General features: G+C 69.8%; 25 protein-coding genes. 17 read left to right on the forward strand and 8 right to left on the reverse strand.

Going from position 1 to position 25,331, the window contains the following annotated elements; translation table 11 throughout:
- Positions 1–41: 41 nt before the first annotated feature.
- Positions 42–1,685 (reverse strand): ABC-F family ATP-binding cassette domain-containing protein, encoded by a 1,644-nt coding sequence (locus ACQPYY_RS04730; protein WP_433592874.1) that lies wholly within the window; start codon positions 1,683–1,685, stop codon positions 42–44.
- 116 nt (positions 1,686–1,801) lie between these two features.
- Between ACQPYY_RS04730 and ACQPYY_RS04735 the strand changes: the two genes are divergently transcribed.
- The 4 genes from ACQPYY_RS04735 (at position 1,802) to ACQPYY_RS04750 (ending at position 4,888) form a co-directional block, all read left to right on the forward strand.
- Positions 1,802–2,008 carry a PspC domain-containing protein gene (locus ACQPYY_RS04735; protein WP_357088867.1) on the forward strand — a complete coding sequence of 69 codons (207 nt, stop codon included), beginning with the start codon at positions 1,802–1,804 and terminating at the stop codon, positions 2,006–2,008.
- 105 nt (positions 2,009–2,113) lie between these two features.
- A complete protein-coding gene (locus ACQPYY_RS04740; protein ID WP_379105280.1) occupies positions 2,114–2,425 on the forward strand; it encodes a DUF6802 family protein in 312 nt (103 codons plus the stop codon).
- A 61-nt stretch (positions 2,426–2,486) separates the two neighbouring features.
- Positions 2,487–2,807 (forward strand): hypothetical protein, encoded by a 321-nt coding sequence (locus tag ACQPYY_RS04745; protein WP_379105282.1) that lies wholly within the window; start codon positions 2,487–2,489, stop codon positions 2,805–2,807.
- Positions 2,804–4,888 carry a hypothetical protein gene (locus ACQPYY_RS04750; protein ID WP_433592875.1) on the forward strand — a complete coding sequence of 695 codons (2,085 nt, stop codon included), beginning with the start codon at positions 2,804–2,806 and terminating at the stop codon, positions 4,886–4,888. Before ACQPYY_RS04745 ends, ACQPYY_RS04750 begins: the two co-directional genes overlap by 4 nt.
- Positions 4,889–4,907: 19 nt before the next feature.
- Here ACQPYY_RS04750 and ACQPYY_RS04755 read toward each other — a convergent pair whose 3' ends face one another.
- The gene (locus tag ACQPYY_RS04755) at positions 4,908–5,771 is read right to left on the reverse strand and encodes a dienelactone hydrolase family protein (protein ID WP_433592876.1); all 864 of its coding nucleotides are present in this window, start codon (positions 5,769–5,771) and stop codon (positions 4,908–4,910) included.
- 96 nt (positions 5,772–5,867) lie between these two features.
- Between ACQPYY_RS04755 and glmS the strand changes: the two genes are divergently transcribed.
- Entirely contained in the window at positions 5,868–7,736 is a 1,869-nt protein-coding gene (gene glmS, locus ACQPYY_RS04760; protein ID WP_379105288.1) for a glutamine--fructose-6-phosphate transaminase (isomerizing), read from the forward strand.
- Between the two features lie 61 nt (positions 7,737–7,797).
- Here glmS and ACQPYY_RS04765 read toward each other — a convergent pair whose 3' ends face one another.
- The gene (locus ACQPYY_RS04765) at positions 7,798–8,214 is read right to left on the reverse strand and encodes a cupredoxin domain-containing protein (RefSeq protein WP_379105290.1); all 417 of its coding nucleotides are present in this window, start codon (positions 8,212–8,214) and stop codon (positions 7,798–7,800) included.
- Positions 8,215–8,338: 124 nt separating this feature from the next.
- Between ACQPYY_RS04765 and ACQPYY_RS04770 the strand changes: the two genes are divergently transcribed.
- Entirely contained in the window at positions 8,339–9,955 is a 1,617-nt protein-coding gene (locus ACQPYY_RS04770) for an NAD(P)H-hydrate dehydratase (protein ID WP_433592877.1), read from the forward strand.
- 21 nt (positions 9,956–9,976) lie between these two features.
- Here the strand turns inward: ACQPYY_RS04770 and ACQPYY_RS04775 are convergent, their stop codons facing one another.
- Positions 9,977–10,846 carry a LysR substrate-binding domain-containing protein gene (locus ACQPYY_RS04775; protein WP_433592878.1) on the reverse strand — a complete coding sequence of 290 codons (870 nt, stop codon included), beginning with the start codon at positions 10,844–10,846 and terminating at the stop codon, positions 9,977–9,979.
- A gap of 70 nt (positions 10,847–10,916) precedes the next feature.
- On the opposite strand from ACQPYY_RS04775, the gene dapA reads away from it, so the two are divergent.
- The 6 genes from dapA (at position 10,917) to tsaD (ending at position 15,776) form a co-directional block, all read left to right on the forward strand.
- On the forward strand, positions 10,917–11,807 hold the full coding sequence (gene dapA, locus ACQPYY_RS04780; RefSeq protein ID WP_433592879.1) for a 4-hydroxy-tetrahydrodipicolinate synthase: 891 nt from the start codon (positions 10,917–10,919) through the stop codon (positions 11,805–11,807).
- Positions 11,808–11,880: 73 nt separating this feature from the next.
- A complete protein-coding gene (gene alr / locus ACQPYY_RS04785) occupies positions 11,881–13,017 on the forward strand; it encodes an alanine racemase (protein WP_433592880.1) in 1,137 nt (378 codons plus the stop codon).
- Positions 13,018–13,028: 11 nt separating this feature from the next.
- The gene (gene tsaE, locus ACQPYY_RS04790; protein WP_379105692.1) at positions 13,029–13,460 is read left to right on the forward strand and encodes a tRNA (adenosine(37)-N6)-threonylcarbamoyltransferase complex ATPase subunit type 1 TsaE; all 432 of its coding nucleotides are present in this window, start codon (positions 13,029–13,031) and stop codon (positions 13,458–13,460) included.
- Between the two features lie 71 nt (positions 13,461–13,531).
- Positions 13,532–14,242 carry a tRNA (adenosine(37)-N6)-threonylcarbamoyltransferase complex dimerization subunit type 1 TsaB gene (gene tsaB / locus ACQPYY_RS04795; protein WP_433592881.1) on the forward strand — a complete coding sequence of 237 codons (711 nt, stop codon included), beginning with the start codon at positions 13,532–13,534 and terminating at the stop codon, positions 14,240–14,242.
- Complete coding sequence (rimI, locus tag ACQPYY_RS04800) at positions 14,239–14,748, forward strand: ribosomal protein S18-alanine N-acetyltransferase (protein ID WP_357282260.1); 510 nt, start codon at positions 14,239–14,241, stop codon at positions 14,746–14,748. Before tsaB ends, rimI begins: the two co-directional genes overlap by 4 nt.
- Complete coding sequence (gene tsaD, locus ACQPYY_RS04805) at positions 14,745–15,776, forward strand: tRNA (adenosine(37)-N6)-threonylcarbamoyltransferase complex transferase subunit TsaD (protein WP_357282259.1); 1,032 nt, start codon at positions 14,745–14,747, stop codon at positions 15,774–15,776. The genes rimI and tsaD overlap by 4 nt, the downstream gene beginning before the upstream one ends.
- A 136-nt stretch (positions 15,777–15,912) precedes the next feature.
- Here the strand turns inward: tsaD and ACQPYY_RS04810 are convergent, their stop codons facing one another.
- Complete coding sequence (locus ACQPYY_RS04810) at positions 15,913–17,349, reverse strand: Hsp70 family protein (protein WP_433592882.1); 1,437 nt, start codon at positions 17,347–17,349, stop codon at positions 15,913–15,915.
- A gap of 596 nt (positions 17,350–17,945) precedes the next feature.
- On the opposite strand from ACQPYY_RS04810, the gene groES reads away from it, so the two are divergent.
- Complete coding sequence (gene groES / locus ACQPYY_RS04815) at positions 17,946–18,248, forward strand: co-chaperone GroES (protein WP_033086015.1); 303 nt, start codon at positions 17,946–17,948, stop codon at positions 18,246–18,248.
- 140 nt (positions 18,249–18,388) lie between these two features.
- Entirely contained in the window at positions 18,389–19,996 is a 1,608-nt protein-coding gene (gene groL / locus ACQPYY_RS04820; RefSeq protein ID WP_379105306.1) for a chaperonin GroEL, read from the forward strand.
- 230 nt (positions 19,997–20,226) lie between these two features.
- Here the strand turns inward: groL and ACQPYY_RS04825 are convergent, their stop codons facing one another.
- The 3 genes from ACQPYY_RS04825 to ACQPYY_RS04835 form a co-directional block, all read right to left on the reverse strand.
- Positions 20,227–20,541 carry an RskA family anti-sigma factor gene (locus tag ACQPYY_RS04825; protein WP_433592883.1) on the reverse strand — a complete coding sequence of 105 codons (315 nt, stop codon included), beginning with the start codon at positions 20,539–20,541 and terminating at the stop codon, positions 20,227–20,229.
- Position 20,542: 1 nt separating this feature from the next.
- A complete protein-coding gene (locus tag ACQPYY_RS04830; protein WP_357089901.1) occupies positions 20,543–21,118 on the reverse strand; it encodes a sigma-70 family RNA polymerase sigma factor in 576 nt (191 codons plus the stop codon).
- Positions 21,119–21,514: 396 nt separating this feature from the next.
- The gene (locus ACQPYY_RS04835; protein WP_357088823.1) at positions 21,515–21,808 is read right to left on the reverse strand and encodes a WhiB family transcriptional regulator; all 294 of its coding nucleotides are present in this window, start codon (positions 21,806–21,808) and stop codon (positions 21,515–21,517) included.
- A 610-nt stretch (positions 21,809–22,418) separates the two neighbouring features.
- Between ACQPYY_RS04835 and ACQPYY_RS04840 the strand changes: the two genes are divergently transcribed.
- The 3 genes from ACQPYY_RS04840 (at position 22,419) to ACQPYY_RS04850 (ending at position 25,247) form a co-directional block, all read left to right on the forward strand.
- Positions 22,419–23,354: a hypothetical protein gene (locus ACQPYY_RS04840; RefSeq protein ID WP_433592884.1), complete on the forward strand. Its 936-nt coding sequence runs from the start codon at positions 22,419–22,421 to the stop codon at positions 23,352–23,354.
- Positions 23,355–23,539: 185 nt separating this feature from the next.
- The gene (locus ACQPYY_RS04845) at positions 23,540–24,121 is read left to right on the forward strand and encodes a sigma-70 family RNA polymerase sigma factor (RefSeq protein ID WP_154786124.1); all 582 of its coding nucleotides are present in this window, start codon (positions 23,540–23,542) and stop codon (positions 24,119–24,121) included.
- Positions 24,114–25,247, forward strand: coding sequence for an anti-sigma-D factor RsdA (locus tag ACQPYY_RS04850; RefSeq protein ID WP_433592885.1), 1,134 nt, complete (start codon positions 24,114–24,116; stop codon positions 25,245–25,247). The genes ACQPYY_RS04845 and ACQPYY_RS04850 overlap by 8 nt, the downstream gene beginning before the upstream one ends.
- Positions 25,248–25,331: the final 84 nt, after the last annotated feature.

Below are 25,331 nucleotides of genomic sequence, written 5' to 3' on the forward strand. Positions count from 1 at the left end.
GGATTCGTCCGAATTTCCCTCCAGGGTGTGCCACTCGACGGTCAGTGGGATTCGGTGAGGTGTCCGTTGGACAGGTGCCAGCGGCGAGTTGCGGTGACGGTGTCGAGCATGCGGCGGTCGTGGGTTACCAGGAGGACTGTGCCCTCGAAGGATTCGACGGCCTGTTCCAGCTGTTCGATGGCGGGGAGGTCCAGGTGGTTGGTGGGCTCGTCCAGCACCAGTAGGTTTACGCCGCGGGCTTGTAGCAGCGCCAGCGCGGCGCGGGTGCGCTCACCCGGGGAGAGAGTGTCGTTGGGGCGCAGCACATGCGGGCCGCGGAGACCGAACTTCGCGAGCAGGGTGCGGACATCCGACTCGTTCCAGTCGGGGATCTGCGCGCTGAAAGTGTCCGCGAGGGTGGCGGTTCCGCGGAACAGGCCGCGCGCCTGATCGACCTCGCCGATCGCGACGCCCGAACCGATCGACGCGGAACCGTTGTCCGGCTTCATCTTTCCCAGCAGCAGTGACAGCAGGGTGGATTTGCCCGCGCCGTTCGCGCCGGTCAGCACGATGCGATCGCCCCAATCCACCTGCACCGTCACCGGTCCCAGCGTGAATTCGCCGCGGGACACCGTCGCACCGGACAGCGTGGCCACCACCGCGCCGCTGCGGGGGGCGGCCGCGATGGACATGCGCAGCTCCCACTCCTTGCGCGGCTCCTCCACCACGTCCAGGCGTTCGATGCGCTTGAGCGTCTGCTTGACCTTGGACGCCTGCTTCTCGGTGGACTCCGCGCGGGCTTTGCGGCCCATCTTGTCCGAATCCGCCTTCGACTTGCGGCGGGCATTGCGGACACCGTGTTCCATCCAGTTGCGCTGCATAGTGGCCCGCGCCTCCAGGCCGGCCTTGGTGTCGGCGAACTCGTCGTAGGCCTCGCGGGCGTGGCGGCGCGCGATCGCCCGCTCCTCCAGGTACGAGTCGTAGCCGCCGTCGTACACGCCGACCCGCTGCTGCGCCAGATCCAGCTCGACGATGCGATTCACGGTGCGCGCCAGGAACTCCCGGTCGTGGCTGATCACCATGAGCGGCTCACGCACCCCGGTCACGAACTGCTCGAGCCGGGCCAGGCCGTCCAGATCGAGGTCATTGGTGGGCTCGTCGAGCAGCAGGATGTCGAAGCGGGACAACAGGACCGAGGCCAGACCGGCGCGGGCCGCCTGACCGCCGGAGAGCACGGTCATCGGGGTGGCCAGACCGTGCGGGAGGCTGTCGGTGAGGCCCAGATCGGCGGCCACCTCCTCGGCGCGCTGCTCCAGGTCCGCGCCGCCCAGGGCGAGCCAGCGCTCCAGGGCGGGGGAGTACTCGTCGTCACCGCCGTCGGCGAGGCGTTCGGCGGCGGCGTCCATGGTCTGCTGGGCGGCGGCCACCCCGGTGCGGCGATACAGGAACTCCAGCACCGTCTCGCCCTCGATGCGCTCCGGCTCCTGGGCCAGATAGCCGACGGTGGCGTCCGGCGGGCTCAGCACGATCGCGCCCTCGTGGGCGTCGCCGTCGGCGAGCATGCGCAGCAGGGTCGACTTGCCCGCCCCGTTCACCCCGACCAGGCCGATCACATCGCCGGGGGCGAGGATCAGGTCCAGGTCGGAGAACAGCAGACGCTCGCCGTGTCCGGCGGCCAGGCCGCGCGCATGCAGAGTGGTGCTCACCAGGGCGATTCTGCCGTGTTCAGGGTGGCACCCTGACGTCGGGCCTCGGAAAGTTCAGGGTCGTTATCGGGCGAGGGACCGATGTGCGCGCGGCCGCGGCTCGGCAGAGTGGAGACATGACCACAGAGTTTCCGACCCCGGCCCCGAAGCGACTGACCCGCTCCCAGCACGACAAGTGGATCGCCGGCGTGTGCGGCGGTCTCGCCGAATATGTCGGCTGGAGCCCCGGTCTCGTCCGCTTCCTCTTCATCCTCTCCTGCCTGCTGCCCGGACCGCAGTTCCTGCTCTACATCGCGCTGTGGATCATCATCCCCAAGCGCTGAGTCATCCCCAGGCCGCGAGTTGTCCACAATCGGCATCGAAGGTGGTGCGAGGGGTGATCGCGAGTGCCAGGATGGTGATCACGCCACTGCGGAGGAGTGCACACCATGGTCACATCGGGTGATCTGCCCGGGCTGGATCTGCCGGAACTGGACGCGCATTCGGAACTGGGCGGGCTAGGTGCGGTCGAGTTGTCGCACCCCACACAGGATCTCGACGCGGACGGCCTGGCCGACACCGTGACCACCGGCACCGCACACGCCATGCAGGTGTGGACGGATCTGGATCACGACGGCTACGCCGACCATGTGACCGTGGTGGACAGCGGCGGTGACTACGCCGCCTGGGAATTCCACCACAACTCCGACGGCACCACCGCGTGGGTGCGCACGGACGGCGGACACCTCGGCGGCACCTAGCCAGGGCTGACGGGGGTTTCACGCCACGGGCCATGGTCCGTGGGGATTCGAGGGGGGATCGATGGGTGAATCCGGCGACTTCGGCGTGCGCGTCACCGCGCTGCACACCGCGGCCACCACCCTGCGGGACAACGCCGAGGCGCTGCGGCAGCACGCCCACGCCATCGGCGACCACGCCTTCGGTCTCGGCAATGACGCGGCGGGACGCGACTACTCCGCCCAGGGCGCCGCGATCCATCGTGGATTCGAGCGCGCGGCCGGCTGCCTCCGGCATTGGGCTGCCGCGGCCGCCGCCACCGCCGACGTCTTCGACCGCGCCGCCTCCGAATACGCCCGCCTGGACCACGATCGCGCCACCGCTCTCCACCAGGTCGGCCGATGACCTTCGACCCCACCGGCAAAACCGCCGATCAGATCCTCGACCACGGAGCGCCCGGCCTGTGCTATTGGGAACAGTTCCTGCCCCTGTACGCCAAGGCATTCGGTGAACCAGCCGGTGTGAACCTGACCGAGATCTACGCCCGCTACGACGAACAACGCGGTCTGAACCTCGACGAATTCGACACCGCCCGAGCCGAACTGGACAAGGCGCTCGCGGACGCCGAATCCCGCTTCACCTCCCACCACTCGGTGGCGAACTCCCTTCCGGCGGCCTGGACCGGCGCAACCGGCACCGAGGCCCTCGCCCTCCTGAATTCCCAACTGCGCCAAGCCCGCGACGACCTCGACACCCTCCGCGCCGCCTCCACGGCGATCGCCGCCGCTGCCGACCCGATCCGCGACGCCATCCTCACCAAGGCGGAACGAACCCGAGGCCTGCTCGAGCCCACCCCCGATGGCGAAGCCCACATCACCATCGAGGGCAGGACCCCCGACGCGATCGGCGCCCTCGGGACAGCGGACCCCTGGCTCACCGCCACGTTCCGGCCCGAGGTCGACCGGCAACTGGCCGCCTTCACCGCCACCTGCGCGGCCACCGCCGACACCGTCGAGTCCCACTACCGGACCATCATCACGGCCTTCGAGCAGGTCATCGACCACACTTATCCACAACCGTCCCAAACCCTGCTGCCCCAACCGGAGACGAATTCCGCGGCCCTCCTCGGCAGCAGAGTCGGGGCGCAGCCAGACTCGACCGGGGTGCAGACCAATCCTGCTGGGGCGCAGCCCAGCGTGGCTCCCGCGCCGTCCGAGCCGGATTCCTCGCCGCCGACGGTAGGCCCCGGCCAATGCCCACAAGGCGACCTCGGGGCAGCGCGGTCGCGGGACTGCTGCGGGCCGGGCGATTCGGGCGCGCCCGGACCCGCGCAGGAGGGACCCGGTCGGCCCGTCGTCGGCACCGCGACCGGGCAACCATGTGACCACGCGTGTGCGAAGGGTGTGCCCACCCGTCCGGTCGAGGCCACCGAACCCGCCTCTGTCGGACCGGCTGCCGGCGTGGAGCCTCCGGTCTCCAATACACCCACCCCGGCCGATTCGGGATCCGTCGCCGTGCCGAAACAGGCCCAGCCCCAGGCCGAAGTGTTCGCGCAGGCGCTCGCGGGCCTCATCGGCAAGCTCGAAACCGGTTTGCAGCAGGGCTTATCCGCCGTCCTCGAACAACTCGGCTCCCTGTCCGACCCCGCATCCGATACCCCGGGCGACGGAGAGACGCCTGCCGGGCGGGAGAACTCTGCCTACCCTGACCAGCCGGCCGACCCGAATGCGCACGCCGACTCGTATAAGCCCACGGGTGTGGACAGGCCTGCCGAACCGCCGCCCGGCCCAGGGACATCGAACCTTCCGTCCGGCCATCTCGAATTCGACCTCGCCGGAAAGCATTTCGTAATCGACCGCGAACCAACGGGTGACATGTCCATCTCCGTCACCGACGAATCCGGCCGAACGCAGGTCTGGAGCCTGACCACCGACGACTCCGGCAAACCGGCACTCGCCCCGGACAACACAGTCGGACACCCGTCCATCCCCGCGGCCGGTGACCCCGATCCAGCGACCGCCGCGCCAGACCCGCGCCCACCTGGTAATTCGCCACCGATCGAAGCTGCCACGCCCACAGGTCCACCGTGCGCCGCGGAGGTCCCGACCGGGTTCACTCCCGTTCACGTCCCCTGTGTGGCGCCGCCATCAGCTGAATCGCCCACTCCGGCAGCGCCTTCCGGAGGGCACGAACCGCCCACGTGCATCGGAACTGCCGAGCTGGACGCCGGAAAATCGCCGGACGGCGGCGGCCTGTCCGGGTGCGACGGGCTGGGCGGAGTCGAGCTGGGTGGTTCCACCGTGTGTCCGGCGGCGCCCGAAACCCCGGGGCCGACCGCACCGCTGGGCGGCGGCGAGTCGCAACGGAACGGAGGGATGCCGCCTGATGACCCGTCGGTGCCTGTGTCACCCGCCGATCCGGGCGTGGTGCTCGGAAGTCCCGATGTGCCGCTGGAGATTCCGGAGGCAGGCGTGGAGATCCCTTGACCGTCGCCCCCCAGTCGGGTTACTTGCGGAGGGCCTGGATGAGTTGGAGGACAGGGAGCTTCTGGGGCTGATCCGGCTCGTCCTCGACGGCGTCGGGGTCGACGACCTGCGTGTGGGGGATGAGGGCTTCGGGGTCGGCGAAGGGCTTGTACTTCTTGTCGCCGAGGAGGGTGTAGTTGAGGTAGCCGACCAGGAGGGCGCGGGTGAGGCGTTCGGTCTTGGGCTCGTGCTTGCCCGCGCCGAGGGCGGCGAGGGCGCGGCGGCCTTCGACCATGCCGTTGTGGGTGGCCTTGTCGAGGGAGCGGAGGATCGCTCCTTCGCCCCAGGCGGAGGCCAGGGGGAGGGCGTCGGAGCTTACCGAGTCGATGTCGGCGGCGCCGGCCAGGATGAGGGCGGGGGCGTCGACCTTGGCGGCCAGGGCCTCGGCGGAGGGCGCGGTGGGGGACGGGAAGAGGGCGCCGACGGCGGCCACCTCGCGCTGGGAGGCGGCGATGACGGCCGCACCCGCGCCCATGCCGTGACCCACCAGGGCCAGGCGGTCGGGGCGGACGCTGATATTGCCGGTGCCCAGCCGCACCCCGGCGCAGATGTCGAGGGTGGTGAGCAGGTCGGTGGCCAGGTTCAGATGCGAGGGGATGGGCCCGCGTTCGGTGTCGGGCGCGGCCGCGACATAACCCCAGGAAGCGAGGTGTTCCAGCAGGCGGCGGTAGTTGCCGACCCCGGTCAGCCAGCCGTGCCCGAAGGCCACCGCGGGCAGGTTCAGCCCCTTGCCGGGCGTGTACACCACCCCGGGCAGCCCGGCGATGCCGAGATTCCCGCGCAGCACCTCGTGCGGGCCACGCAGGGTCAGAGTGCTCAGGAGCGATTTCACAGACACCGACACGGAGATGAACTTAGTCGGTCCGGCGGCCGAATGCCTCGAGCGAACCCACGCGGAGACGCACGGAACCCAAAACGGATGCGGCTAGGCTGGTGAGCCATGTGCGGAATCGTGGGGTATGTGGGGTACCGGGACGCGCTCGGCGTGGTGGTCGATGCGTTGCGCCGCATGGAGTATCGGGGTTACGACTCGGCCGGAGTCGCGATTCTGGACGGGTCGGGCGGGCTGGCCGTCGAACGCAAGGCCGGGCGGTTGGCCAACCTGGAGGCCGAGCTCGTCGATCGCGGGCCCGAGCGCTACGCCGGGTCCACCGGCATGGGCCACACCCGCTGGGCCACGCACGGCGCGCCCACCGACCGCAATGCCCACCCGCACCGCGACCGCACCGGCCGGGTCGCGGTGGTGCACAACGGCATCATCGAGAACTTCGCACCGCTGCGCCGCGAACTCGAGGAGGCGGGCGTCGAGCTGGGCAGCGACACCGACACCGAGGTGGCGGTGCACCTGGTGTCGCAGGCCTACGCGGCCGGGGACACCGCCGGTGACTTCGTCGCCTCCGCGCTGAGCGTGGTGCGCCGCCTGGAGGGCGCGTTCACCCTGGTCTTCACCCATGCCGACCACCCGGGCACCATCGTCGCCGCCCGCCGGTCCACCCCGCTGGTGGTCGGGGTCGGGCGGGGCGAGATGTTCATCGCCTCCGACGTCACCGCGTTCATCGAACACACCCGGGAGGCAGTCGAACTCGGCCAGGACCAGGCCGTGGTCATCACCGCCGACAGCTACCGGGTCACCGACTTCGCGGGCACGGCCGACGAGGCGCGGACCCGCCCGTTCACCATCGACTGGGACCTGGCCGCCGCCGAGAAGGGCGGCCACGACTACTTCATGCTCAAGGAGATCGAGGAGCAGCCGACGGGCGTCGCCGACACCCTCATCGGCCACTTCGCGAACGGCCGCATCGTGCTCGACGAACAGCGGCTGCACGACCAGGAGCTGCGCGAGGTCGACAAGGTGTTCGTAGTCGCCTGCGGCAGTTCGTATCACGCGGGCCTGCTCGCCAAGTACGCCATCGAGCACTGGACGCGGCTGCCCGTCGAGGTGGAGCTGGCCAGCGAATTCCGTTACCGCGACCCGGTTCTGGACCGTTCCACGCTGGTGGTCGCCATCTCCCAGTCCGGCGAGACCGCCGACACGCTGGAGGCGGTGCGCCACGCCAAGGAGCAGAAGGCGCGGGTCCTCGCCATCTGCAACACCAACGGCGCGCAGATCCCCCGTGAGGCCGACGCGGTCCTGTACACCCGCACCGGCCCGGAGATCGGGGTGGCGTCGACCAAGGCGTTCCTGGCCCAGATCACCGCCAACTATCTGGTCGGTCTGGCGCTGGCGCAGGCGCGCGGCACCAAGTACCCGGACGAGGTGGCGCGCGAGTTCGCCGAACTGGAGTCCATGCCGAAACTTGTTGCGCAGGTGCTGGAATCGGCCGAGAAGGTGCGTGAGATCGCCCGCCAGTTCGCGCACGTGCCGACGGTGCTGTTCCTGGGCCGCCACGTCGGCTACCCGGTCGCCCTCGAAGGCGCGCTCAAGCTCAAGGAACTGGCGTACATGCACGCCGAGGGGTTCGCCGCGGGCGAGCTCAAGCACGGCCCGATCGCGCTCATCGAGGACGGTCTGCCGGTGTTCGTGGTCATGCCGTCGCCGAAGGGCCGGGCGGTGCTGCACTCCAAGCTGCTCAGCAATATCCGCGAGATCCAGGCCCGCGGCGCGCGCACCATCGTCATCGCCGAGGAGGGCGACGACACGGTGCGGCCGTTCGCCGACTTCCTGATCGAAATCCCTTCGGCCCCAACGCTGTACCAGCCGTTGCTGTCCACCGTCCCGCTGCAGATCTTCGCCGCCGAGGTGGCGCAGGCGCGCGGCTACGACGTGGACAAGCCGCGCAACCTGGCCAAGTCGGTCACCGTCGAGTAGGGACCGCCCGCAGTTGGGGTTTCAGGGGCGAAGCCCCTGAGAGTCCCGAGAGTTGGTTCCCTCACTGGACGGTGACGGTGCCCTTCATGTCCGGGTGCAGCGGGCACAGGTAGCGGTAGGTGCCGGGCGTGGTGAAGGTGTGGCTCCACTCGCCCTTGCGGATGATCGGGCTGTTGATGCCGAGCGCGACATCCCCGATGCCCTGCACCGCGTGCGGGGCCTTGTCGTCGAACTTCCAGGTCACGGTGTCCCCGGCCTTGACGGTGATGTCGGCCGGGGAGAACTTCATGTCCGCGACGTTCACGGTGACCGCGGCGGGCGCGGCCGGACCGGTCGAGGTCGCCGCCGAGGACGCCGGAGCTGCGGCCGTCGAGGTGGCGGCGGGCTTCGAGGTGTCCGAGGAGGAGCAGCCCGCGGCCGCCAGCGCCACGACGGCGACGAGAAGCAGGGCACGCGAGGACGACTGGCGGATCGGCATGTCAGCCAGGCTAGTACCCGCCGATAGCGGACCATTCGCGGGCATCGCCCTGACCTGCACCGCACGGGGCCGCGACCGGCGTAGTCTCCACAACGGCAGGCAGTCCGGATCCGGGAGGCGACCCATGACCGCACCGGCGGTGCTCGACTACTACACGGCCGACGAGGTACGCGCCGCCGAAGCCGAACTCTTCACCCGCGTGCCCGCCGGAATGCCCATGCGACGAGCCGCGTTCGGCCTCGCCCAGGTGGTGGCGCGCGAACTGCGTGAACGCACCGGCGGTGTGGCGGGCCGTGCCGTCACCCTGCTCGTCGGCTCCGGCGACAACGGCGGCGACGCCCTGTGGGCGGGCTCGTTCCTGCGCCGGCGCGGGGTCGCGGTCCGTGCGATCCTGCTCGTCCCCGAGCGCGCCCACGCGGAGGGGCTGGCGGCGCTGCGCGGCGCGGGCGGGGACATCGCCGCCGCTCCCGCTACCGTCCGGGAGCTGCGGGAAGGCTCGGTCGACGACGTCGGGGAAGGGGCGGTCGACGAGGCGGTGCGGCGGCGGGGGCCGGAAGCCGACGCCGCCGCGACCACGCTGCGGCGGCTCGGATTACGTCCGGGCGTTCCCGCCGCGCCCCGCCGCGTGGCCGCCCTGCTGGGCACGCCGGACCTGGTGGTCGACGGCATCGTCGGCATTTCCGGACGCGGCTCCTTGCGTCCGGTGGCGGCCGGACTGGTGGCGGGCGTGCGATGTCCGATCATCGCGGCGGACCTGCCCAGCGGCGTGGATCCCGACACGGGGTCCGTGAACGGTCCGGCGGTTCGCGCGGATGTCACCGTCGCCTTCGGCGCGCTCAAGCCGGTGCACGCGCTGGCCGCGCCGTCCTGCGGGCGAATCGTGCTGGTGCCCATCGGGTTACGGCTGCCGGACGCGAACATGATCGCGCTGGAGCCACGGACGGTTGGAGCGGTCTGGCCGGTGCCCGGGCCCGCCGACGACAAGTACACCCAGGGCGTCACCGGCGTGTGCGCGGGCAGCGCCACCTATCCGGGCGCGGCCGTCCTGTGCGCCGGCGGGGCGATCGCGGCCACGTCGGGCATGGTGCGCTACGCGGGCACCGGCGCTGAACGGGTGCTCGCGCACTTTCCGGAAGTGATTGCCGCGGAATCTATTTCCGCCACCGGACGCGTGCAATCCTGGGTCTTCGGCCCGGGTGGGGGCACCGATTCCGCCGCCCGCGACCGTTTGGCCGAGATCCTCGCCACCGACCTCCCCGTGGTGGTGGACGCCGACGGCCTCACCCTGCTCGCCGCGGATCCCGACCTGATCACCGGACGGACCGCCCCGACGGTACTCACCCCGCACGCTGGTGAATTCGCCCGCCTCACCGGCTCCGAACCGGGACCCGACCGAGTGGCCGCCGTGCGTAAGCTCGCCGAATCCTGGCATGTCACAGTACTTTTGAAGGGTCGAGCCACCGTGGTGGCCAGCCCCGGCCGCCCGGTCCTGGTCAGCGAGGCAGGCGGCAGCTGGGCCGCCACCGCCGGTTCCGGCGATGTCCTGTCCGGCATCATCGGCGCCCTCCTGGCCCGCGGCCTGCATCCCGCCGTCGCCGCCGCCTCCGCCGCCCGAGCCCACGCTCTGGCCGCCAATCTCGCTGCCCACTCCGCCACCACCGCGGGCGCCCCGATCTCCGCTTCCCCCTTGCTCTCCCACGTCCGCGAGGCCATCGGCACGTTGCGGGAACTCGCACTCTGACGGGCCGCCGGGAGAACCACGTCAACCAGTGGTGGCGGCGGTGTGCAGGGCGGTGCGGGCGGCGGCGATGACGGGGTGGTCGCCGGTGCCGCGGCGGTAGGCGAGGTGGGTGCGGCGGCGGGTGGGGAGCGGAGTGAGAGTGACCGCGGCGGGGGCGGAATGGGTGCCGAGGTCCGGGACGAGGGCTACGCCCTGGGCGGCGGCGACCAGGTTGAGGACGGTGCCGAAGTCGTCGGCGTGGTGGCGGATGCGGGGGGTGAAGCCCGCGGCCAGGCAGGCGCGGACGGTCATTTCGTAGCAGAGGGTGCCGGGGGTGCCTGCGATCCAGGGGGAGTCGGAGTGGACGGTGAGTGGGCCGGGGCTGAGGGCGGCGAGGTGGATGGTCTCCTCGAAGAGGGGTTCGGTGTCGAGGCCGGGTTCGGGGGCGAGGGGGACGTAGTCGTATTCCTGGAGCAGGGCGATATCCAGGGTTTCGGCGCGCAGGGCGGCGGGGGCGGCGGCCGGATCCAGTTCGGTGACCAGGAGTTCCAGCAGGGGATGGTCTCGGCTGAGGGAGACCAGGGCGGGGGAGAGGATGTGGTGGACGGCGGTGGGGAAGGCGCCGATACGCAGGGTGCCGGTGAGTTCGGTGCGGGCGGAGGCGAGTTCGGCGGTCGCCTGTTCCAGCACGGCGAGGATGGTTTCGGTGTGCTCGACCAGCCGCAACGCGGCGGGGGTGAGGACGACGCTGCGGCCGGTGCGTTCCAGGAGCGGTAGCCCGGCTTCGCGTTCGAGGGCGGTCAGCTGCTGCGAGACGGCCGAGGGCGTGTAGGTGAGGGCCTCGGCGACCGCGGCGATGGTCTTCCGGTGCGCGAGTTCGCGGAGCAGGCGCAGACGACGGACATCCAGCATCAGTTGATCTTATGCTCGGGGATAGAAACGTGAAATAGACCTGACGTATTCGCTCGACCAGGCTGGTGCCATGACATTCAACGGCCTCTACGTTCCCCTGGTCACGCCCTTCACCGCCGACGACGAACTGGCCGCGGACGCCCTGGAGGCGCTCGCCCACGAGGTCCTCGACGCCGGCGCGGCGGGCCTCGTCGCGCTGGGCACCACCGGCGAACCCACCACCCTCACCCGCGACGAGCAGCGGCGCGTCATCGATGTCTGCGCCCGCGTCTGCGCCGAACGCAACGCCACCCTGATCGTCGGCGCGGGCTCGAACGCCACCCTCGACTCGGCGCGCGCCCTGTCCGCCCTCGACCCGCGCGCCACCGCCGCTCTCGCCGTGGTCCCCTACTACAACCGGCCCTCGGAAGACGGTGTGGTGGAACACTTCCGGGTGATCGCCGCCGCCAGCCCGGTGCCGGTGCTGATCTACCACATCCCCTACCGCACCTCCCGCACCCTGAGCGCCGAAACCCTGTGCCGACTGGCCGAACTGCCGAACGTGGCGGGCTTCAAGTACACGGCCGGCGGGATCGACGAGACCACGGTGGCCTTCCTGGCCCGCGTCCCCGAGCACGTCTCGGTGCTGGCGGGTGACGACCTGTTCGCCGCCCCGCTGCTCGCCCTGGGCGCGACCGGAGCGATTCTCGCGTGCGCCAATGTCGCACCTGCGGCCTACGCCGACCTGGTCGCGGCCTGGCGCACCGGCGCGCTCGATACCGGCCGCGCCCTCGGCAATCGGCTGGCCCCATTGGCCGGCGCCCTGTTCGCCGAACCCAATCCCATTGTGGTGAAAGCGGTTCTGGCCGCCCAGGGCCGCATCCCCACCCCGGACGTGCGGCTGCCGCTGCTTCCAGCGAGCCCCGAAGCCCTCGCCGGAGCCCTGGCCGCCGTGCCCACGGCACTCGCCGCGGCGATCTGAATCCGCCCCGCGACGGCCGCCCCGACTCGGGTGTGACGCGAATCGCCCCTGCCCGGATGGCAGGATCGGAGGTGTGAAGCAGCCCGACCCACAGGTGGAAACCCTCGTCGACCTGGACGCCATCGCCCACAACGTGCGCATTCTGGCCGAGCACGCCGGTGACGCCGCGGTCATGGTCGTGGTGAAGGCCGACGGGTACAACCACGGTGCGGTCGAGGTGGCGCGGGCGGCGCTGGCGGCGGGGGCGCGGGAACTGGGCACCACCACGGTCGCCGAGGCGGTGGCCTTGCGGAGCGCCGGGATCACCGCGCCGATTCTGTGCTGGCTCAACACCTCCGACGCCGACTACGGCAGCGCCATCGCCGCCGATATCGAGATCGGGGTGTCGGCGCTCGCGCAGTTGGAGGCGGTGGCCGCGGCCGCCCACCGGCTGGGCCGCACCGCGACCGTCAGCCTGAAAGTGGATACCGGGCTCAACCGCAACGGGATTCCCGCCGCCGAATACCCGGAGGTCCTGGAGCTGCTGCGCCGGCTGGTCGACGACCGGACCGCCCGGCTGCGCGCGATCTTCTCGCACCTGGCGCTCGCCGATCAGCCCGAGCACCCGGTCAACGACCGGCAGCGGGAACGCTTCCTCGAGTTCATCGCCACCGCCAAGGAGCACGGCCTCGAACCCGAACTCGTGCACATCGCGAATTCCGCTGCCGCACTGACCCGCCCGGACCTCGCCTTCGACATGGTCCGTCCCGGCATCGCCGTCTACGGCCTGTCACCGATTCCGGAACTGTCCGACTTCGGGCTGCGCCCGGCCATGACCTTCCGCGCCCGCGTGCTGCGGGTGAAACGGGTCGCCGCCGGGGAAGGCGTCTCCTACGGCCACGACTGGATCGCCGAACACGACACCACCGTCGCGCTGCTGCCCGCCGGATACGCCGACGGCGTGCCGCGCACCCTCGGCGGGAAGTTCTCGGTGTGGCTGGGCGGCGCGCGACGAACCCAGATCGGGCGGGTGTGCATGGATCAGATCGTGGTGAATCTCGGCGAGAACGAGGCCGGAGTCCAGGCGGGCGACACCGCGGTGCTGTTCGGCGGCGAACCCGGACAGCCGCGCGCCCAGGAATGGGCCGACGCGCTCGGCACCATCAACTACGAGATCGTGTGCAATCCGCGCGGCCGCGTCGTGCGCGACCACATCGGCGGTGACCGGTGAACGACCACCGCATGCTCGCCACCGTCGAGGACACCGAGGCGCTGGGCCGCGAGCTCGCCGAACAGCTGCAGGCCGGGGACCTGGTCATCCTCGACGGCCCGCTGGGCGCGGGCAAGACCGCGCTCACCCGTGGCATCGCCGCCGGGCTGGGCGTCCAAGGACGGGTCAGCTCACCGACTTTCATCATCGCCCGCCAGCACCGCGCCGGCGCGCACCCGGGCGCGGTGGCGCTGGTGCACGTGGACGCCTACCGGCTCGGCGGCGACCTCGACGAACTCGACGCCCTCGACCTCGACACCGATCTCGACCACGCGGTCGTGGTGGTGGAATGGGGTCTCGGCGTGGCCGAACACCTGGCCGACCGCCACCTGCGGATCCAGCTGCGCCGCGAACCCGAGTCCGATGTCCGCACCGCGGAATGGGAGTGGGTCGCCGCCACCTGATCCGGCGCGAGATTCCCGCAGGCAGACACCACGCCGAGTGGGCTGTACCACCCGGTATTGTTGAGGCAATCATGCTGATATTGGCTGTCGACACCGCGACTCCCGCCGTCACAGCGGGACTGGTGGAACTGGAACCGGCGCAACCCGGGTCGAACGCACCGCGCATCACCACGATCACCGCCGAGGTGACCGTGGACGCACGCGCGCACAACGAGGTGCTCACCCCCCAGATCCTGACCTGCCTGGCCGAATCGGGCCGCTCGCGGGCGGATATCGCCGCGGTCGTGGCGGGTATCGGGCCGGGGCCGTTCACCGGACTGCGGGTCGGCATGGCCACCGCCGCGGCCTTCGGCGACGCGCTCGGCATCCCCGTGTACGGGGTGTGCAGCCTCGACGCCATCGCCGCCGACACCGAGAGCTATCTGCGCGAGAGCTCCGACCCGGTCGAACTGCTGGTCGTCACCGACGCCCGCCGTCGCGAGGTGTACTGGGCGCGCTATCGCGCGGTCCCCGGCAGCCTCGTCCTCGAACGCTGCGAGGGCCCCGAGGTGAGCAAGCCCGGCGACCTGGACCAGGCCGCCGCCACCCTGATCGCCGGATCCGCCTCGCACGTCGACTATTTCGACCTGCCCGTGCTGCCGGTCGAGACGCCGTCCCCGGCCGGGCTGGTGCGCTGCGCCGCCGCCGACATCCTGTCCGGCGCCGTTCCCGACCCGCTGGTGCCGCTGTACCTGCGCCGCCCGGACGCCGTCGAGAAGAGTTACGCGCAGGTGGGCCGATGACCATCCGCATCGAACCGATGCGGCCCGCCGACGTCACCCGCTGCGCACAGCTCGAGCAGGTGCTGTTCCCCGAGGACGATCCCTGGCACGAGGTGTCGTTCCTGTCGGAACTGGCCGGACCGCACAACCGCTACATCACCGCCCGCGACGCCGGCGGGGACATGGTGGGCTACGCCGGAATCGCGTTGCTCGGCACCGCCGAACACCCTGAGGCCGAAGTCCACACCATCGGCGTCGACCCGGACCATCACCGGCGCGGCATCGGCACCCTGCTGCTCGAGGCGCTGCTGCTGGAGGCCGGACGCCGCGGCGGACCCGTCTTCCTCGAGGTCCGCACCGACAACGCGCCCGCGATCACGCTCTACGAGAAGCACGGCTTCCACATCATCGGGCTGCGCAAGAACTACTACCAGCCCAGCGGAGCCGACGCGTACACCATGCGGCGACCGGCCATGGCCGGATTCCCGCAGGACGGATTCACCAAGGACGCCGAGGTCTCGTCATGATCGTCATGGGTATCGAAAGCTCCTGCGACGAAACGGGAGTCGGCATCGTGCGGCGGCTGCCCGACGGCAGCTGCGAACTGCTCGCCGACGAGGTCGCCTCCAGCGTCGACCAGCACGCCCGCTTCGGCGGCGTGGTGCCCGAGATCGCCTCGCGCGCACACCTCGAGGCCATCGTGCCCGCCATGCGCCGGGCTCTGGCCACCGCCGGGATCAGCAAGCCCGACGCGCTCGCCGTCACCATCGGCCCCGGCCTCGCCGGTGCCCTGCTGGTCGGCGTGGCGGCGGCGAAAGCCTATGCGGCGGCGTGGGATATCCCGTTCTACGCGCTCAACCATCTGGGCGGGCATGTCGCCGTCGACACCCTCGAGCACGGGCCGATGCCGCCCGCGGTCGCCCTGCTCGTCTCCGGCGGGCACACCCACCTGCTGCAGGTGACCGACCTCGGACAGCCCATCACCGAACTCGGCAGCACCGTCGACGACGCCGCGGGCGAAGCCTTCGACAAGGTGGCGCGGCTGCTCGGCCTAGGCTACCCGGGCGGACCCGTCCTGGATTCCATTGCCACCGACGGTGATCCGAAGGCCATCGCCTTCCCCCGTGGCATGACCGGACCCCGCGACCCCCGCTACGACTTCTCCTTCTCCGGCCTCAAGACGGCCGTCGCCCGCTATGTCGAAGCGGCGCAACGGGAAGGCCGCGACCTGCCCATCCCCGATATCGCCGCCTCCTTCCAGGAGGCCGTCGCGGACGTGCTCACCATGAAGGCGGTGCGCGCGGCGCAGGACGTCGGCGTCGACACCCTCGTGCTGGGCGGCGGCGCCACCGCCAACTCCCGCATCCGGTCGATGGCCGAAGAGCGGTGCACGGCCGCGGGAATCACCCTGCGCGTCCCCAAGCCGCGCCTGTGCACCGACAACGGCGTCATGATCGCCACCCTGGGCGCGCACGTGATCGCGGGCGGCGCACAGCCTTCCGAACTGACCGTGGCCACCGACCCCGGCCTGCCGGTCTCCACCAGCTATCTGTGAGAGTCGGACCACGGTGGTCGGACACGTGGATTCGGGCGTGAATCAGCGCGACAACTGATTTCGTGACGGTTGGGGTAACTCGTCGGATGCGCCCGGGATCGTTGGGCACTCAACCGCTGGCACGGACGCCCAACGGTCAACGGCTCATTGCCGGCCGCTGGAATCGCGGGGAGGCGGCATAGGCGTTGGCGCGCGGCGTCGGCGAGACGTGCGGCTCCGGATCGATCGGCGGCAGCGTGGTGCCCAGCAGGGGGCCCAGCAGGCGCGGCAGATCCGCGGGGAACGGGATCTGAGGTAGATCCGGGTCCGGCCGCAGCGGCGGCTGCGAGGTGATGCTGGGGACCGCGGGAGTGCTGTTCGCCGAACCGGTCTGGGCCGGGGGCACGGCGACGGTGGTGCGGTGGTTCTGGTTCGAGGTCGGGTTGACCGAACCCTGCGCCGGAACGGTGGTCGCCGGCACGGGCGGCGTGGTCGCCGGTTGCTGCGTCGAGGTCGGCGAGTAGTGCGCGGGCTGCGGTTCCTCGATCACGAACTCCTTGACCCCGTACCCGACGATCAGGCCGACCACCACGATCGCCCCGGCGAGGGTGCCCGCCAGCTTGGTGAAGGTGCCGATCGGCGCGTCCGAGCCCAGGCCGATCACCGGGAAGGCGGTCGGCACGGTCGAATCCGCCACCAGCGCCGCGCCTTTCGCGATCGCGGACTCCGGCTCCGGCACGGTGACCACCGGAATGTCGAGCTGGCGTTCCAGCCCCACCACCATGATCGGCACGTTCGCGCCGCCGCCGATCACCGCGACCGCCTCCGGGAACTTCGGGGCCCGCGTGAAGACCCCGCGCGCGAACACCGCCAGATCGTGCAGCAGGTCGGCGACGATCTCCTCGAAATCCACCCGGGTCAGCTTGAGCGGCTGCCCGGCCACATGGTCGATGGTCACCGCCGGGACCACCGACAGGTGCTCCTTGGCGGCGCGGCTGCGATTGAGCAGGATGCCGCGGTTCGGGCGGATGCCGCGACGCGACAGGTGGCAGTCCAGCAGGTGCTGCAGGATCAGTTCGTCGATGGCGTTGCCGCTGATGGTGGTGATGCGCTCGGACCGCAGCACGGTGTCGTCGGCGTGATCGGCGACCGAGACCGTGGTGCCCTTGGCCCCGATGTCGATGACCGCCACCGTGTCCCAGCGGTCCAGCAGGCCGGTGTGCCGCAGGTAGGCGAGGGCCGCGGTGGTCTCCGGAATCAGCTGCACGCCGTGACGCTGCCGCCCGATGGCGGAGCGGATGATCTGGGCCTGCTCGCGGTCGCGGTAGGCGACCGCGATATCGCCGGGCGGGGTGGAGTCGGGCTCGTGGAGGCCGTTGTTCCGGGCGCCCGCGCCGACCGGATGCACGGTGTCGCGGGGGATCTGGGTGGTCATCAACTCGATCGAGGAGGCCACCAGATCGCCGAGGTCGGAGTGCGCGGTATCGGCCGTCACGACCCGGTAGTCGAAGCTCTGGGCGCCGTTGGGCGCGGTGGCGACCGTCGCCGAGCACACCACTTCGCTCCCGGCCGAGATGCCGAGGGATGTTCGCATGTTCACCTCCCTTCGAGCGGATGGTCCTGGTGGAGACGACCATCTCGAACGGACTCCGGACACGCCCAACGGGTAGCGGACGATTCCGGCGAGCTACGGACCGTGGCGGGCTCGCGTCCGATGGGGCATCCGGACCTGCCACTGATCACTTGCGGTCTTGCTCTCTTCTCGAGCCCGTGCGCGGGGTTGCCGCACGGAAAGCGGGGTGAAGCAGATGTGTAACTGTCGACGGCGCGCGTGACCCGACCGATTCGGTCTCGCCGCGTGGCCGCCGTCAATGGTGTCACAATCCGTTATCCGAACGTTACAGATTTTCGGATTTCTTTGGAAGACCTCAGATTCCCGGGCCGTCGGGTCGGCGAGTCGTGTCCGGAAGCTCCATTGGCAGCCCCTTGCCTTGAGCGCTGGCACTCCCGTGTATAGAGTGCTAGGTGGCACTGGTATTTGTGCTCAGGTGCCAGCTGATGACTACTGAGCAGGGGTCCCGGCACCCGCGACGACGGGGCTGATTGCCCAGGGTCACGCACATGACCGAAACCGTGCGTCCGGGGAACAGCCCCGGACGAGAAGAATCCCCTGAAAGTGGAGGGCTCAACGTGGCGAGCGTGAACATCAAGCCGCTCGAGGACAAGATCCTCGTCCAGGCCAACGAGGCCGAAACCACCACCGCCTCCGGTCTGGTCATCCCCGACACGGCGAAGGAGAAGCCCCAGGAGGGCACCGTCATCGCCGTCGGCCCCGGCCGCTGGGACGAGGACGGCGAGAAGCGCATCCCGCTGGACGTCAAGGAAGGCGACGTCGTCATCTACAGCAAGTACGGCGGCACCGAGATCAAGTACAACGGCTCGGAGTACCTGATCCTGTCGGCCCGCGACCTGCTGGCCGTCGTCACCAAGTAAGCGACGCACCAACTCTCGGGGCCCCAGGGGGCTTCCCCTGAACCCCTTTCGAGAGACACCGCCCCGGAGTCGCAGCTGTCGATACAGCAACCGGCCCGGGGCGGAGTGCGTTCGCCCCCGACCTTCACAGGAGTAGGTACATGGCAAAGCAGATCGAGTTCGACGAGAAGGCTCGTCGCGCTATGGAGCGCGGCGTCGACAAGCTCGCCGACGCCGTCAAGGTCACGCTCGGCCCGCGCGGCCGGCACGTGGTGCTGGCCAAGGCCTTCGGTGGCCCGACCGTCACCAACGACGGCGTGACCATCGCCCGCGACATCGACCTCGAGGACCCCTTCGAGAACCTGGGCGCGCAGCTGGTCAAGAGCGTCGCCACCAAGACCAACGATGTCGCCGGCGACGGCACCACCACCGCCACCGTGCTGGCGCAGGCGCTCATCAAGGGCGGCCTGAAGAACATCGCCGCCGGCGCCAACCCGATGACCCTGGGCAAGGGCATGAGCAAGGCCGCCGACGCGGTCGCCGCCGCCCTGCACGCCGCCGCCACCCCGGTGAACGGCGAGAAGGCCATCGCGCAGGTCGCCACCGTGTCCTCGCGGGACGAGGAGATCGGCGCGCTCGTCGCCGAGGCGCTGACCAAGGTCGGCAAGGACGGCGTCGTCACCATCGAGGAGTCCTCGGGTCTGCAGACCGAGGTCGCCATCACCGAGGGCGTGCAGTTCGACAAGGGCTACCTGTCCCCGTACTTCGTCACCGACCCGGAGACCATGCAGGCGGTCTACGAGGACGCGTGGATCCTGCTGAATCGCGAGAAGATCAGCTCGCTGCCTGACCTGCTCCCGCTGCTGGAGAAGATCGCCGAGTCGGGCAAGCCGGTCGTCATCATCGCCGAGGACGTCGACGGCGAGGCGCTGTCCACCCTCGTGGTGAACGCGATCCGCAAGACCCTCAAGGTGGTCGCGGTGAAGGCCCCGTTCTTCGGTGACCGCCGCAAGGCGTTCCTGGACGACCTGGGCATCGTCACCGGCGGCACCGTGGTCAACCCGGACCTGGGCATCACCCTGCGTGAGGCCGGCCTGGACGTGCTGGGCAAGGCCCGCCGCGTCGTGGTCACCAAGGACGAGACCACCATCGTCGAGGGCGCGGGCACGCAGTCCGATATCGACGCCCGGGTCGCGCAGCTGCGCAAGGAGATCGAGAACACCGACTCCGACTGGGACCGCGAGAAGCTGGAAGAGCGTCTGGCCAAGCTGGCCGGCGGCGTCGCCGTCATCAAGGTCGGCGCGGCCACCGAGACCGAGCTCAAGGAGCGCAAGTACCGCGTCGAGGACGCCGTCGCCTCCGCCAAGGCGGCGGTCGCCGAGGGCATCGTCCCCGGCGGCGGCACCGCCCTGGTCCAGGCCGCGGCGACCCTGAACGCCCTGCGCGACACCCTGACCGGTGACGAGGCCGTCGGCGTCGAGGTCGTGCGCCAGGCCCTGCTGGCCCCGCTGTTCTGGATCGCCAGCAACGCCGGTGTCGACGGCGCGGTCGTCGTCTCCAAGGTGACCGAGGGCGAGAACGGCTTCAACGCCGCCACTCTCACCTACGGCGACCTGGTCGCCGAGGGCGTCATCGACCCGGTCAAGGTCACCCGCTCCGCCGTCGAGAACGCCACCTCGGTGGCCCGCATGGTGCTGACCACCGAGTCCGCCATCGTCGACAAGCCCGTCGAGGAAGCGGCCGACGCTCACGCCGGCCACTCCCACTGATCGATCGGTGAACCGAGGCCCCCGGACGGATTCCGTCCGGGGGCCTCGGCGTTTCGGGCTGTGGGGCAGATCGAGGGGCGGCATGAATTCTCATGGCGCGCACGGAGTTACGGGGTCCGAATCGTCCCATTTGGTTCGGGTGTTACCCGGGGTCCCCTACCAGTTGACAGGGTTCGGGCGGGGCGGAATTGGGAGATTGCCCCGGAGAGTGTTCCGGGGCGCGCTCTGGGTCAATCTCTCACGGGGAAGGACGAACGGCCGTTTCCGTGGCGGAGAGCGGTGTGCGAATGGTGAATCGGGGTCGGCGGGGCCGGGTCTGTGGCTATCGCGGCGAGAAGGCGGTCGCGGAGGGCGGGCGGCGGCGGGGTGGCCGGCACGGACGCGGCCAGCGCGAGCGCTTCTCGGGTCTGCTGCACTTCCAGGGTGAAGGCGGCGCGCAGTACGGGGTCGTCGGTATCCAGAAGGTCCGCCACTGCGCGCTGATCTTCGTCGCCGATCGATCCGAGCGCGACAGTGTGCGCGAGATCGATCTGGCTTTCGTTCATCTCACGTCACTCCCAAACTTTTCTTGAGTCGTGTCAGTCCGTCCCGAATACGGGACTTAACGGTAGGTAACCCTACGCCCAGATAGGCCGCCACCTCGGCGTATGTCCGACCGCCGAAGTACGCGAGAGAGATCGCCTCCCGCTGTGTCTCGGTCAGGGTGGCCAGCCCGGCGAGCACCGCCTGCTGTTCCAGCCGCCGCCCGACCTCTTCGGTGACCTCGTCGAACTCGTTGCCGAGGGTGCTGGTGCCGTACGCGACCTCACGCTGGGCGTGGGCCTGTTCGGCACGGACTCGGTCGACCGCGCGGCGATGGGCCAGCGTCATCAACCAGGTGACAGCCGATCCCTTGTTGGGATCGAAATTGGCGGCCGTGCGCCAGATCTGGAGATAGACCTCCTGAGTGGTCTCCTCCGCGTATCCCGGATCGTGGAGCACGCGTAGGACCAGGCCGAACACTCGCGCGCTGGTGCGGTCGTACAGCTCGGCGAAGGCCTGCTGATCGGACTGCCCGCAACGCTCGAGAAGTGCGGCGAGTTCGAGACTTTCGGCTGCGCGCGCCGTCACCGCAGAGTCCACGCTGGGTGCATCCACCCCTCGTCCGTCCCTCGAGCTCTGGAACGAGTCGCCCTCTGCGGCAGGCGGCCGCGTTGTCACAACGCTCCGTTCTGTGTCATCGGCCACGAGGGTAGCGTGCCGCTATGACCTCCTCTCGGGTGGGGGTATTCGGCAAAGCGACTGTGGCACAGCGATTTTCCGATATGACCGAAACGTCGCAATCGTGACATCGAAGACACGCCGTGACGCGCCGGAGGTTGCCGACCCCGCCGGGCGGTGCCGGGTGTTTGCTAGCTATTCGGCGCGCCACCCCGAAAGGATGGGAAGAATCTCGAGCCCGGCCCGCTGTCACATCAGGGACACCGCTGGTGAACACCAGTCCCGCGCGTTTGCCGAGAGTGCCTGCGGGCGCCCGGATTACGCGACGATGCGGCGGCGATTGCGGCGGGCGTGCAGCTCGCGCTCGGTCTCCGACATGCCACCCCAGATGCCGTAGGGCTCACTGACCTTCAGCGCGTGCGAACGGCACTGCAGCAGCACCGGGCAGGCCTTGCAGATTTCCTTGGCCCGCAGCTCGCGCTGGGCCCGTGCCCGGCCGCGCTCGCCGTCCGGGTGGAAGAACACGGCGGAGTCCTGGCCGCGGCAGGATCCGCGCATCTGCCAATCCCATACATCGGCGTTCGGCCCGGGGAGGTGGGTTGGCATCGGCATGGTGAACTCCTCTTGGTGCGAGCTCGTCGGCATTGTCGAGCGGTGCTGGTGGCAAACAGGTGGCCGCATCGCCGTGGCCCGGCGATCGCACTTCATCGGCGCCGCAATTCAGCACGACGCCAACGACGGCGATGACGTACGTTAGGTCGCGAAACGAATTCGAGTCAATAGCTTCATTCGACTCGAGCCGAATACCTGCACATTAGAGAATTAACATCCGCGCTATTTACAAGATGGGGTGCCTGTGGTGATACTGATCGGTTGCCCAGCGTCGTGACCTGGTTGTGATAGCTCATCCGACTGGGTAAAACCGCTGGTAGCACAGGCTTTTTGGACCCGAATCCCGATGCCCCGCGCTATGCAAGGCTCTCGATCAGAGTGATCTCAGCCATTGGACATCCTGCGCTGAGTAGGGTAGAGATGGCCGCCTCGAGGCCGCCGGGTTAATAGCGCGAAACGCTATACGAATTCCTTACGGGCGTGCTGGTCGATAGCGAGGACAGATTTACGGAGCGGAAACACAAAGGCTCTGGTGAATGCTGGCCGATAGCTGGCGACCTATGCTATGGCGGCTGCCCTCACTTGTCCGGCCACTGGTTACAGTGCGACTGTGCCTGTGCTCGAAGTGAACTCCGTACTCGCCGACGCCGCTTTCGGCTCCACGCCCGAGCGTGCTGCCGCCGGGTTGCCCGCCGCGCCCGACGCCGCCGGATCCTGGCTGCGCGCGGTCTCGCTGAGTGGAATCGGGCACTACGCCGCCGCGCGCGCCGAACTCCGCCACGCCCGGCGCGGCACCACCGACCCCGCCCTGCTGTCGCTCACCCACAGCACCGAGGCGTCGTTGCTGCGCCAGCTCGGCTGGCACAACCACGCCGCTGTCGTGGACGGGCGCGCCGCCGCGCTGGCGCTGCCCGCGCTCGCCGCCGCCGCTCCCGCACCCGCGGCGACACTCGCGGATATCCGATCCGCGGAAGCCGTTTGCGACGCGTTGACCGGACTCGCCGCCGATGCCCTGGGCACCCTCCGCCCGGCGCTTGCCGCCCGGCTGCTGAATCGTTGCCGAAATTATCTCGACGTTCACCTGGCCACCGCCGACGCGGCGTGGCGGCCGCGGGTGCGGCTGCACTGGGTGAGTGCCGAGACGGCGCTCTCGGCTCCCGGCTCCAGATTGATCTCCGCCCCCGCCGCCGATCCCGCCGCGGGCGATCGACCGATCCCGGCCGACCCCGCCCTGGCCCACGCCGAGGCCGCGGTCGCGCTCGCGGAAAACTCGCCCTCGCTGCGGCATCGAGTGAAATCCCGGCTACTGCTGGCGGCCGCCAGCGCCGCCGCCGGCGACCTCGATCGATCCCGCGCTCTCGCAGTCGAAGTCGATCGGGCCTGTGCCGAGCATGAGCTGCTCCCGCTGCGCTGGGCCTGCGCCATGCTCCGCTCCGGCATCGAACCCGGTGGTGACGGCGCGGCCGTGGCGGTGGAGTGCGCGCGGTTGCTGGCCGCTCGCGGCGGGCGATTGCGTTCGGCGAGCGAGCTTCTCGGACGTCCCTGAGTAATCCACGAGCCGTCCTCGAGTGATCTCCGGCACTTCCCTGAGACTGCCCCGAGAACGACCCCGTAACGATTGGCACCAGTACGCCAGCCGCTATTGTTGGACCGTTCCGCCCCTCCGCGGAAGCACCGGCTCGCCTTCCCGCCGCCGTGCCACTCTCGTAAACGCCAGGAACAGCTCTGACGATGAACAACACGGGTGAGGAGTTGGATCCCGCTGTCGTCGCTGCCGCAGCGCAGGGCGACCGGGCGGCCCTTTCCCAGGTACTGGTGAGCATCCGCCCCCTCGTGGTGCGGTATTGCCGTGCGCGCATCGGAACGGCCGAACGCGGCCAGCTCTCCGCTGACGACGTCGCGCAGGAGGTCTGTCTGGCCGTCATGACCGCCCTTCCCCGGTATCAGGATCAGGGTCGACCGTTCATGGCGTTCGTCTACGGCATCGCCTCGCACAAGGTCGCGGACGCCCACAGAAATTCCGCCCGTAACAAGGCGGACGCCATGGCCGAAGTACCGGATGTCATATCCACCGACCAGGGACCGGAACAGCGAGCTCTCGAATCCGAAACGAGCCGACAGATGAACGCACTGTTGGCGACATTGCCGGAGAAGCACCGAGAAATCCTGATCCTTCGCCTGGTCATGGGTCTGTCGGCTGAAGAAACCGCAGTCGCCGTGGGCAGTACGGCGGGTGCTATACGAGTCGCCCAGCACCGGGCACTCGCGAAACTCAAGTCTCAAGTGGCGAGGGCAGGTGAAATGTATGGCTAGGGATGGCGAGCGCGGTCGGGGCGACTTCAAGGCGCGACCTGGATCGCAGAACAGCGGTCCCTACGCCGAGGCGTCCGGTGATACCGGGCCGGTCGATATCGCCGCGGTGCGACGCGACGATGCGCTGATCGACGCCATCTCCGGTGACGGTCCCGTGCAGACGGGTACTTCGGAGGAATACCAGCTGGCGGCCCTCTTGGCCGACTGGCGTGCGGAGATCATGGCCGAGCCTTTGCCGGCCGGACCGGACCTGGATGCCATCGTCGCCGCGGTCAATCAGGAGATCGGTGCACGACAGGCCAGAATCGGCGCGGGCAACCGCGGGCGACTACGGCTCGTCCGGCCGATCCTGGGTTCCGCGGCGGCCCTGGCGCTCATCTTCGGTGGCCTGACGGCGTTCTCCTACAATGCGAGTCCCGGTGATCCGCTCTGGCGGATGAAGACCGTCGTGTTCAGCGAGCAGGCCCAGTCCACCGTGGTCTCGCGGGCGGACAGCGACCTGGAGCAGGCCAAGGAGCTCATCGCGCAGGGCAAGGCCGACGAGGCCAAGCCGCTGATGGAGCGGGCCGCGGACAATGCTTCTCAGGTCAACGACTCGGGCAAGAAGGACAGCCTGACCGATCGCTGGCAGCAGCTCTACACCCAGCTGCAGGCGACGGCGCCCAAGGTGGCCGAGTCGCTGGCGGCGGTGGCCCCGGCCACGACCAAGGCCCCGGTCGTGCCGAGCACCACGAATGTGCCGGTGTCGCCGGTCAATCCGCCGACCAAGACGGATGGCAATCCGTCGACCTCGGTCGATTCGTCGGTCCTCGGCGGCACCAATCCGAACCCGAACCCCGCCACCGGCGGTGGCATCTCCACGCAGCCTGTGGTGCCGCCGGCGACCCAGGTGCCGACCGTGCCGCCGGTGGAGACCCAGCCGCAGACGGCGCCGCCGACCGCGGGCAATCCGACGTCGGTCGTGGTGCCGACCGTCAGCAACCCGGAGCCCGGGACCCCGGGCGCCGGGCTGCCGCCCACCCAGCAGCAGCCGCCCACCCAGCAACAGCCGATCACGATTCCGCCGGTGCTACCCTCGTCGCTCGCTGTGCCGACCGGAATCCCCGCGGTGCCGGGAACGCACTAGGCAGTTCCCGATAGCCCTGCGGCCATCGGTGTTTCATCAGTCGAAAACGGAAAGGGCCTGCATCCCAGGGGATGCAGGCCCTTT

It is taken from the genome of Nocardia sp. CA-145437 (genome assembly GCF_050956485.1).
Lineage (GTDB): Bacteria > Actinomycetota > Actinomycetes > Mycobacteriales > Mycobacteriaceae > Nocardia.